The 10,306-nt window shown below is 52.6% G+C and carries 9 protein-coding genes; all 9 read left to right on the top strand.

Features of this window, described 5'->3' with window-relative positions:
- The coding region (gene atpD, locus AB7E14_RS14295; RefSeq protein WP_428169617.1) for a F0F1 ATP synthase subunit beta at nt 1-1,086 on the top strand (1,086 nt) is incomplete at its 5' end.
- Between the two features lie 20 nt (nt 1,087-1,106).
- Nucleotides 1,107-1,526 (top strand): F0F1 ATP synthase subunit epsilon, encoded by a 420-nt coding sequence (locus AB7E14_RS14290; protein ID WP_003023809.1) that lies wholly within the window; start codon nt 1,107-1,109, stop codon nt 1,524-1,526.
- Between the two features lie 313 nt (nt 1,527-1,839).
- On the top strand, nt 1,840-3,210 hold the full coding sequence (glmU, locus tag AB7E14_RS14285) for a bifunctional UDP-N-acetylglucosamine diphosphorylase/glucosamine-1-phosphate N-acetyltransferase GlmU (protein WP_044256180.1): 1,371 nt from the start codon (nt 1,840-1,842) through the stop codon (nt 3,208-3,210).
- Nucleotides 3,211-3,446: 236 nt separating this feature from the next.
- Nucleotides 3,447-5,276, top strand: coding sequence for a glutamine--fructose-6-phosphate transaminase (isomerizing) (gene glmS, locus AB7E14_RS14280; protein ID WP_316962870.1), 1,830 nt, complete (start codon nt 3,447-3,449; stop codon nt 5,274-5,276).
- A gap of 318 nt (nt 5,277-5,594) precedes the next feature.
- Nucleotides 5,595-6,635: a phosphate ABC transporter substrate-binding protein PstS gene (gene pstS / locus AB7E14_RS14275; protein ID WP_044268157.1), complete on the top strand. Its 1,041-nt coding sequence runs from the start codon at nt 5,595-5,597 to the stop codon at nt 6,633-6,635.
- 192 nt (nt 6,636-6,827) lie between these two features.
- On the top strand, nt 6,828-7,787 hold the full coding sequence (pstC, locus tag AB7E14_RS14270) for a phosphate ABC transporter permease PstC (protein WP_042323550.1): 960 nt from the start codon (nt 6,828-6,830) through the stop codon (nt 7,785-7,787).
- Nucleotides 7,787-8,677, top strand: a complete 891-nt coding sequence (gene pstA, locus AB7E14_RS14265) for a phosphate ABC transporter permease PstA (protein ID WP_042998748.1) — start codon at nt 7,787-7,789, stop codon at nt 8,675-8,677. Before pstC ends, pstA begins: the two co-directional genes overlap by 1 nt.
- 97 nt (nt 8,678-8,774) lie before the next feature.
- Complete coding sequence (gene pstB, locus AB7E14_RS14260; protein WP_042998747.1) at nt 8,775-9,548, top strand: phosphate ABC transporter ATP-binding protein PstB; 774 nt, start codon at nt 8,775-8,777, stop codon at nt 9,546-9,548.
- Between the two features lie 24 nt (nt 9,549-9,572).
- Complete coding sequence (gene phoU / locus AB7E14_RS14255) at nt 9,573-10,298, top strand: phosphate signaling complex protein PhoU (protein WP_428169618.1); 726 nt, start codon at nt 9,573-9,575, stop codon at nt 10,296-10,298.
- Nucleotides 10,299-10,306: the final 8 nt, after the last annotated feature.

The raw sequence follows: 10,306 nt of genomic DNA, 5'->3' as shown, positions 1-10,306 counted from the left end.
GGCGATATCGGTGAAGAAGAGCGTTGGGCTATCCACCGCGCAGCACCGTCCTATGAAGAGCTGTCCAGCTCTCAGGAACTGCTGGAAACCGGTATCAAAGTTATCGACCTGATGTGTCCGTTCGCGAAGGGCGGTAAAGTCGGTCTGTTCGGTGGTGCGGGTGTAGGTAAAACCGTAAACATGATGGAGCTTATCCGTAACATCGCGATCGAGCACTCCGGTTACTCCGTGTTTGCGGGCGTAGGTGAACGTACTCGTGAGGGTAACGACTTCTACCACGAAATGACCGACTCCAACGTTCTGGATAAAGTATCCCTGGTATATGGCCAGATGAACGAGCCGCCGGGAAACCGTCTGCGCGTTGCACTGACCGGTCTGACCATGGCAGAGAAATTCCGTGACGAAGGTCGTGACGTACTGCTGTTCGTCGATAACATCTATCGTTACACCCTGGCCGGTACGGAAGTTTCCGCACTGCTGGGTCGTATGCCATCAGCGGTAGGTTACCAGCCGACCCTGGCGGAAGAGATGGGTGTTCTGCAGGAACGTATCACTTCTACCAAAACCGGTTCTATCACTTCCGTTCAGGCGGTATACGTACCTGCGGATGACTTGACTGACCCGTCGCCAGCCACCACCTTTGCTCACTTAGATGCAACCGTGGTACTGAGCCGTCAGATCGCGTCTCTGGGTATCTACCCGGCCGTTGACCCGCTGGATTCTACAAGCCGTCAGTTGGATCCACTGGTGGTTGGCCAGGAACACTACGACACCGCGCGTGGTGTACAGTCCCTGCTGCAACGTTATCAGGAACTGAAAGACATCATCGCCATCCTGGGTATGGATGAACTGTCTGAAGAAGACAAACTGGTGGTAGCACGTGCGCGTAAGATCCAGCGCTTCCTGTCCCAGCCGTTCTTCGTTGCGGAAGTATTCACCGGTTCTCCGGGTAAATACGTTTCCCTGAAAGACACCATCCGTGGCTTTAAAGGCATCATGGAAGGCGAGTATGACCACCTGCCAGAGCAGGCGTTCTACATGGTTGGTTCTATCGACGAAGCCGTAGAAAAAGCCAAAAAACTTTAACGCCTTAATCGGAGGGTGATATGGCAATGACTTACCACCTGGACGTCGTCAGCGCAGAGCAACAAATGTTCTCTGGTCTGGTCGAGAAAATCCAGGTAACGGGTAGTGAAGGTGAACTGGGTATTTTCCCAGGGCACGCCCCACTGCTCACCGCCATTAAGCCTGGTATGATCCGCATCGTTAAACAGTTCGGTCATGAAGAGTTTATCTACCTGTCTGGCGGCATTCTTGAAGTGCAACCTGGCAGCGTGACCGTACTGGCTGATACCGCGATTCGCGGGCAGGATCTCGATGAAGCGAGAGCCCTGGAAGCGAAACGTAAGGCTGAAGAGCACATTAAGAGCTCTCATGGTGACGTGGATTACGCTCAGGCATCTGCGGAACTGGCCAAAGCGATCGCGAAACTGCGCGTTATCGAGTTGACCAAAAAAGCGATGTAACACCGGGTTGAAAAAATGAAAACCAGTCTGATTTCAGGCTGGTTTTTTTTTGCCTGTCATTAATGTGCTGTTTGCGTCATCTTTCTTTAGGGATCAAAAAAAGAGCAAAAACATTAGCCTGGCGCGTTAATCGCGATATCAGGTGACATTTCAGAAGACAAAAGTCGCAGCAATGGACGAAAATGTCTCTATCTTCGTTGGGGAAAATTCGCGATTGTGCGTTTTATCCTCTGCCCATTTCACGACGAAAAAAATGTAGTATTTTCAACGTGAAACGGTATAAATTCGTTCTCAAATTACAGTCAGGGCGCGTATGTTGAATAAAGCGATGAGCGTAGTGATCCTTGCCGCAGGCAAAGGTACACGCATGTATTCCGATCTTCCAAAAGTGCTGCACACCCTTGCCGGGAAATCGATGGTTCAGCATGTCATTGATGTAGCAAATGAATTAGGCTCATCTCAGGTGCATCTGGTCTACGGCCACGGTGGCGATCTGCTTAAAGAAAGCCTGAAAGAAGACAACCTGAACTGGGTGTTACAGGCGGAGCAGCTGGGCACCGGCCATGCGATGCAGCAGGCAGCGCCGTTCTTTGGCGATGATGAAGACATTTTAATGCTCTACGGTGATGTCCCGCTGATCTCCGTTGAAACCCTGACTCGCCTGCGTGAAGCTAAACCCCAGGGCGGCATCGGTTTGTTGACCGTCGTGCTGGACGATCCGAGCGGCTATGGTCGCATCACCCGTGAAAACGGCAAAGTGACCGGCATCGTTGAGCATAAAGATGCCAGCGAGGAACAGCGCAGGATTCAGGAAATCAACACCGGGATCCTGATTGCCAATGGCGCGGACATGAAACGCTGGCTGTCTAAACTGACCAATAACAACGCGCAGGGTGAATACTACATCACTGACATCATTGCGATGGCCTACCAGGAAGGGCGGGAGATTGCGGCGGTACATCCGGCGCGTATTAGCGAAACTGAAGGGGTAAATAACCGTCTTCAGCTCTCCCGCCTGGAGCGTGTTTACCAGTCCGAGCAGGCAGAAAAACTGCTGCTGGCGGGCGTGATGCTGCGCGATCCGGCGCGTTTTGACCTGCGCGGAACGCTCGTTCACGGGCGAGATGTTGAAATTGATACTAACGTTATCATCGAAGGTCAGGTCACGTTGGGCCATCGCGTGAAGATTGGCGCGGGCTGCGTCATTAAAAACAGCGTTATTGGTGATGACTGTGAAATCAGCCCGTACAGCGTAGTGGAAGATGCCCATCTGGACGCGGCCTGCACCATTGGACCCTTCGCTCGTCTGCGCCCTGGTGCGCAACTGATGGAAGGTGCTCACGTCGGTAACTTCGTTGAGATGAAGAAAGCGCGTCTCGGCAAAGGCTCAAAAGCCGGTCACCTGACCTATCTGGGCGATGCGGAAATTGGCGACAATGTGAACATTGGCGCAGGCACCATTACCTGCAACTACGACGGCGCGAACAAGTTTAAAACCATTATTGGCGACGATGTGTTTGTCGGATCCGATACTCAGCTGGTGGCGCCAGTGACCGTAGGCCATGGGGCAACCATCGCTGCCGGGACCACCGTCACCCGTAACGTGGCTGATAATGAGTTGGTCATCAGCCGTGTTCCGCAGGTGAATAAGCAGGGCTGGAAACGCCCGGTGAAGAAAAAGTAGATATTTTTGCCGGATGGCGCTTTCGCTTATCCGGCCTACGTTCAGTGATGTTTTGTTGGCCGGATAAGGCGTTGCCTGCATCAGGCCAACCCGGGTGAGGAAGTAAAGATATATTTCCCCCCAGCAGTACCCATAAAAATAACCCCACTCTCTACAAGGCTCGGGGCGCCCAAAATACGGGCATACAGGTCGAAAGACAACGACAGGCATAATGCCTTGATTCGGAATAAAAAACTATGTGTGGAATTGTTGGCGCTATCGCGCAACGTGATGTAGCTGAAATCCTTCTCGAAGGTTTACGTCGTCTGGAATACCGTGGTTACGACTCTGCGGGTCTGGCCGTGGTAGATGCAGAAGGTCATATGACCCGTCTGCGTCGTCTGGGTAAAGTACAGATGCTGTCTCAGGCTGCGGAAGAACATCCGCTGCATGGCGGTACTGGTATTGCTCACACCCGTTGGGCTACGCATGGCGAACCTTCAGAAGCAAACGCGCATCCGCATGTTTCTGAACACATTGTGGTGGTGCATAACGGCATCATCGAAAACCATGAACCACTGCGTGAAGAACTTAAAGCGCGTGGCTATACTTTCGTTTCAGAAACCGACACCGAAGTAATTGCTCACTTAGTGCACTGGGAGCTGAAACAGGGCGGTACGCTGCGTGATGCTGTGCTGCGTACCATCCCGCAACTGCGCGGCGCGTACGGTACGGTCATCATGGATACCCGTCATCCAGATACGTTGCTGGCTGCACGTTCAGGTAGCCCGCTGGTTATCGGTCTGGGAATGGGCGAAAACTTTATCGCCTCCGATCAGTTGGCGCTGCTGCCGGTGACCCGTCGCTTTATCTTCCTGGAAGAAGGCGATATTGCGGAAGTGACTCGCCGTTCCGTCGCGATTTTTGATAAAACGGGCGCGGACGTGAAGCGTCAGGATATCGAATCTAATCTGCAATATGACGCGGGTGATAAAGGTATCTATCGCCACTACATGCAGAAAGAGATTTACGAACAGCCGAATGCGATTAAAAACACTCTGACCGGGCGCATCAGCCACGGCGAAGTGGATTTAAGCGAACTTGGGCCAAAAGCTAACGAGCTGTTGTCTCAGGTTGAGCATATCCAGATCATCGCGTGTGGCACGTCTTACAACTCCGGGATGGTTTCTCGCTACTGGTTTGAATCTTTGGCCGGTATTCCGTGCGACGTCGAAATCGCTTCTGAATTCCGCTACCGCAAATCAGCAGTACGCCGTAATAGCCTGATGATCACGCTGTCTCAGTCGGGTGAAACGGCGGATACGCTGGCAGGCCTGCGTTTGTCGAAAGAACTGGGCTATCTGGGTTCACTCGCTATCTGTAACGTTCCGGGGTCTTCTCTGGTACGTGAATCGGATCTGGCGATGATGACCAATGCCGGCACGGAAATCGGCGTGGCGTCGACGAAAGCCTTTACCACTCAGTTAACCGTTCTGCTGATGCTGGTGGCGAAACTGGCGCGTCTGAAAGGTCTGGATGCGTCCATTGAGCATGACATTGTTCATGGCCTGCAGGCGCTGCCGAGCCGTATCGAGCAAATGCTCTCTCAGGACAAACGCATTGAAGCGTTGGCTGAAGATTTCTCTGACAAACACCATGCCCTGTTCCTGGGCCGTGGCGATCAGTATCCGATCACTCTCGAAGGCGCGTTGAAGCTGAAAGAGATCTCCTATATCCACGCAGAAGCCTATGCGGCAGGTGAGCTGAAACACGGCCCGCTGGCGCTGATTGATGCCGATATGCCGGTTATCGTTGTTGCACCAAACAACGAACTGCTGGAAAAACTGAAGTCCAACATTGAAGAAGTGCGCGCCCGTGGCGGTCAGCTGTATGTCTTCGCCGATCAGGACGCCGGTTTTGCCAGCAGCGACAATATGCACATCATTGAGATGCCGCATGTGGAAGAGGTGATTGCACCGATCTTCTATACCGTGCCGCTGCAACTGCTGGCTTATCACGTGGCGCTGATTAAAGGCACCGACGTGGATCAGCCGCGCAACCTGGCAAAATCAGTTACCGTCGAGTAAAACGCTCATGCCCTGCGAAAGCGGGGCATTTTTTTCATTCCTGTGCTGTTTTTAATCAATTTTCCCGCCGTTTTACTGTGACAAATCGTCATCTTCAGCTACTTTTTTCAGTGTCACAAAAAGAAAATTTTCCTGAAAAGCTATTGTCATATTTTCAGTTAACTTAATGATAAACAGGAAAAAAACCATTCTGATTTAACGGAAATTTTCATTGTCATAAAACTGTCATATTTCGTACATTTAACTGTCACCTGTTTGTCCTATTTTGCTCATCGTAGCCACTTAACAATGATTTACGAAAATCTTGCAGGAGACATTATGAAAGTTATGCGTACCACTGTCGCAACTGTTGTCGCCGCGACCTTATCTATGAGCGCTTTCTCTGCATTAGCAGCAGCAAGTCTGACAGGCGCAGGTGCAACTTTTCCTGCGCCGGTGTATGCCAAATGGGCTGATACTTATCAGAAAGAGACCGGTAGTAAAGTTAACTACCAGGGTATCGGCTCCTCCGGTGGTGTTAAACAAATTACAGCGAATACCGTTGATTTCGGTGCCTCTGATGCGCCGCTGTCTGACGAAAAACTGAATCAGGAAGGCCTGTTCCAGTTCCCGACCGTGATTGGCGGCGTGGTACTGGCGGTGAACATCCCTGGTCTGAAGTCTGGCGAACTGGTACTGGATGGTAAAACGCTGGGTGACATCTACCTGGGTAAAATCAAGAAGTGGGATGATGAAGCCATCACCAAACTGAACCCAGGCGTGAAACTGCCTTCTCAGAACATCGCCGTTGTGCGTCGTGCCGATGGTTCTGGTACCTCCTTCGTCTTCACCAGCTATCTGGCGAAAGTGAACGAAGAGTGGAAAACCAAAGTGGGCGCTGGCTCTACCGTTAACTGGCCAACCGGTCTGGGCGGTAAAGGTAACGACGGTATCGCCGCGTTCGTACAGCGTCTGCCAGGTTCCATCGGCTACGTTGAATACGCTTACGCTAAGCAGAACAACCTGGCATACACCAAACTGGTTTCTGCTGACGGTAAACCGGTTAGTCCGACTGAAGAGAACTTCGCTAACGCCGCGAAAGGCGCTGACTGGAGTAAATCCTTCGCACAGGATCTGACGAACCAGAAAGGTGATGATGCGTGGCCGATTACCTCCACCACCTTTATTCTGATTCATAAAGAGCAGAAGAAACCTGAGCAGGGTGCTGAAGTACTGAAATTCTTCGACTGGGCATACAAAAATGGCGGCAAACAGGCTAATGACCTGGATTACGCCAGCCTGCCGGACAGCGTGGTAGAGCAGATCCGTGCAGCATGGAAGACCAATGTGAAAGACAGCAGCGGTAAAGCGCTGTACTAAATACCTGTCATACTTCGAGCCGCAGCTGCGTTGGCTGCGTTTGTTCACCCCAGTCACATAGTGAATCTATGCTCCTGGGGATTCACAAGCTTGCCGCCTTGCTGCAACTCGAATTATTTAGGGTATGGCATTACGTTAGCCAGGAAGCGCGATAAAATGCGCGCTTCCTGGCCCAAACTTAAAGAGTGATTTATGGCTGCAACCAAGCCTGCTTTTAACCCACCGGGTAAAAAGGGTGACAAAATCTTCAGCGCGCTGGTAAAACTGGCTGCGCTGATTGTGCTATTGATGTTGGGTGGCATTATTGTCTCTCTGATCATCTCCTCCTGGCCCAGCATTGAGAAATTTGGTTTCTCTTTCCTGTGGACCAAAGACTGGGACGCGCCAAACGATATCTACGGGGCGCTGGTACCGATCTACGGTACGCTGGTCACCTCTTTTATAGCACTGCTGATCGCCGTTCCGGTGAGCTTCGGCATTGCCCTGTTTCTGACCGAACTCGCGCCAGGCTGGCTGCGTCGTCCGCTGGGGATTGCGATTGAATTGCTGGCAGCTATCCCGAGTATCGTCTACGGCATGTGGGGCCTGTTTATCTTTGCTCCACTGTTTGCCACTTATTTTCAGGAACCGGTCGGTAATATCCTTTCCAACATTCCGTTTGTTGGCGCACTGTTCTCCGGCCCGGCGTTTGGTATCGGTATTCTGGCGGCTGGCGTGATCCTCGCCATCATGATCATCCCTTACATTGCAGCTGTAATGCGTGATGTATTTGAACAGACGCCGGTGATGATGAAAGAGTCTGCCTACGGTATCGGCTGTACCACCTGGGAGGTTATCTGGCGCATCGTGTTGCCGTTCACCAAAAATGGGGTAATTGGCGGCATCATGCTGGGTCTGGGACGAGCACTGGGTGAAACGATGGCGGTGACCTTCATCATCGGCAACACCTACCAGCTCGACAGCGCATCGCTGTATATGCCGGGTAACAGCATCACCTCGGCGCTGGCGAATGAATTTGCGGAAGCGGAGTCTGGCCTGCACGTTGCGGCGTTGATGGAACTGGGTCTGATTCTGTTCGTGATTACCTTCATCGTGCTGGCAGCGTCTAAGTTTATGATTTTGCGCCTTGCGAAGAACGAGGGGGCACGCTAATGGCTACGCTTGAAATGCAAACCAGCGCGGAACTGGCGGAATCCCGCCGCAAAATGCAGGCTAAGCGCCGGATGAAAAACCGCATCGCCCTGACGCTTTCTATGGCGACGATGGCGTTTGGTCTGTTCTGGCTCGTCTGGATCCTGATGTCCACCATTTCCCGTGGTATCGACGGGATGTCGCTGGCGCTGTTCACCGAAATGACGCCGCCGCCGAACACGGCGGGTGGCGGTCTGGCGAACGCCCTGGCGGGCAGTGGTCTGTTGATCCTCTGGGCAACCGTGTTTGGTACGCCGCTGGGCATCATGGCCGGGATTTATCTGGCGGAATATGGTCGCAAATCCTGGCTGGCGGAAGTGATTCGCTTCATCAATGACATTCTGCTTTCCGCCCCGTCTATTGTGGTTGGTCTGTTCGTGTACACCATTGTGGTGGCGCAGATGGAGCACTTCTCCGGTTGGGCGGGCGTGATTGCGCTGGCGCTGCTGCAGGTGCCTATCGTGATTCGAACCACCGAAAACATGTTGAAGCTGGTGCCGGACAGTCTGCGTGAAGCGGCTTATGCGCTGGGGACGCCGAAATGGAAAATGATCTCCGCGATTACGCTGAAAGCGTCTGTCTCCGGGATCATGACCGGTATCCTGCTGGCGATTGCGCGTATCGCAGGTGAAACCGCTCCGCTGCTGTTTACCGCGCTCTCCAATCAGTTCTGGAGTACCGATATGATGCAGCCGATCGCCAACCTGCCGGTCACCATCTTTAAATTTGCGATGAGCCCGTTTGCGGAATGGCAGCAACTGGCGTGGGCCGGGGTGCTGATTATCACGCTGTGCGTATTGCTGCTGAACATTCTGGCGCGCGTAATTTTCGCCAAGAGCAAACACGGTTAACACGTTGCCGGATGGCGGCGTGCGGCCTACGGTTGAACCTATTTGTTGTAGGCCTGATAAGCGAAGCGCCATCAGGCATGATAAGGAAAAGAGTAAAATGAGTATGGTTGATACTGCTCCGGGTAAGATTCAGGTTCGTGATTTGAACTTCTACTACGGCAAATTCCATGCCCTGAAGAACATCAACCTGGATATTGCAAAGAACCAGGTAACGGCATTCATCGGGCCTTCTGGCTGCGGTAAATCGACGCTGTTGCGTACGTTCAACAAGATGTTTGAACTCTACCCGGAACAGCGTGCGGAAGGTGAAATTCTGCTCGATGGTGACAATATTCTCACCAATACCCAGGATATCGCCCTGCTGCGTGCCAAAGTCGGGATGGTGTTCCAGAAGCCGACGCCGTTCCCGATGTCTATCTACGACAACATCGCCTTTGGCGTGCGTCTGTTTGAGAAGCTGTCCCGGGCGGATATGGACGAGCGTGTGCAGTGGGCGTTGACCAAGGCCGCACTATGGAATGAAACCAAAGATAAATTGCACCAGAGCGGATATTCTCTCTCCGGTGGTCAGCAGCAGCGTCTGTGCATCGCGCGAGGTATCGCCATTCGCCCGGAAGTCTTGCTGTTGGATGAGCCGTGCTCAGCACTGGATCCGATCTCAACCGGTCGTATCGAAGAGCTGATTACCGAGCTGAAACAGGATTACACCGTGGTGATCGTGACCCACAACATGCAGCAGGCTGCGCGTTGTTCCGATCATACGGCGTTTATGTACCTGGGCGAGTTGATTGAGTTCAGCAACACGGACGACCTGTTCACCAAGCCCGCGAAGAAACAAACCGAAGATTACATTACTGGCCGCTACGGTTGATATGCCCGGGCATCTGGAGAAATGATGGACAATTTAAACCTTAATAAACACATTTCCGGTCAGTTCAACGCCGAACTGGAAAGCATCCGCACTCAGGTAATGACGATGGGCGGCATGGTCGAGCAGCAGCTTTCTGATGCCATCACCGCGATGCACAATCAGGACAGCGAGCTGGCGAAACGCGTTGTTGATGGCGATAAGCACGTCAATATGATGGAAGTGGCGATTGATGAAGCCTGTGTTCGCATCATCGCCAAGCGCCAGCCGACGGCGAGCGATCTGCGTCTGGTGATGGCGATCATCAAAACCATCGCCGAACTGGAACGTATTGGCGACGTGGCGGATAAAATCTGTCGTACCGCGCTGGAGAAGTTCTCCCAGCAGCATCAGCCGCTGCTGGTGAGCCTGGAGTCACTGGGGCGTCACACCATACAGATGCTGCACGACGTGCTGGATGCGTTTGCGCGGATGGATCTGGATGAAGCAGTGCGTATCTACCGTGAAGACAAGAAAGTGGACCAGGAATACGAAGGGATCGTGCGTCAACTGATGACCTACATGATGGAAGATTCCCGCACCATTCCCAGCGTGTTAACCGCGTTGTTCTGCGCGCGCTCTATCGAGCGTATCGGCGACCTCTGCCAGAATATCTGCGAATACATCTTCTACTTCGTGAAGGGCCTGGATTTCCGTCACGTAGGCGGTGATGAGCTGGATAAGCTGCTGGCGGGTAAAGATCCAAACGAGTGATAAAACGT

This window comes from Citrobacter sp., from assembly GCF_050252275.1.
GTDB classification, from domain to species: domain Bacteria; phylum Pseudomonadota; class Gammaproteobacteria; order Enterobacterales; family Enterobacteriaceae; genus Citrobacter_A; species Citrobacter_A amalonaticus.
Note: the sequence above shows the minus strand (reverse complement) of the source record. Positions and strands in the feature narration are given on the sequence as shown.

Bases quoted from the DNA above. Each gene is read 5' to 3' on its own strand.
- AB7E14_RS14290 (WP_003023809.1), top strand. From the start codon at position 1,107: ATGGCAATGACTTACCACCTGGACGTCGTCAGCGCAGAGCAACAAATG.
- glmU (WP_044256180.1), top strand. From the start codon at position 1,840: ATGTTGAATAAAGCGATGAGCGTAGTGATCCTTGCCGCAGGCAAAGGT.
- glmS (WP_316962870.1), top strand. From the start codon at position 3,447: ATGTGTGGAATTGTTGGCGCTATCGCGCAACGTGATGTAGCTGAAATC.
- pstS (WP_044268157.1), top strand. From the start codon at position 5,595: ATGAAAGTTATGCGTACCACTGTCGCAACTGTTGTCGCCGCGACCTTA.
- pstC (WP_042323550.1), top strand. From the start codon at position 6,828: ATGGCTGCAACCAAGCCTGCTTTTAACCCACCGGGTAAAAAGGGTGAC.
- pstA (WP_042998748.1), top strand. From the start codon at position 7,787: ATGGCTACGCTTGAAATGCAAACCAGCGCGGAACTGGCGGAATCCCGC.
- pstB (WP_042998747.1), top strand. From the start codon at position 8,775: ATGAGTATGGTTGATACTGCTCCGGGTAAGATTCAGGTTCGTGATTTG.
- phoU (WP_428169618.1), top strand. From the start codon at position 9,573: ATGGACAATTTAAACCTTAATAAACACATTTCCGGTCAGTTCAACGCC.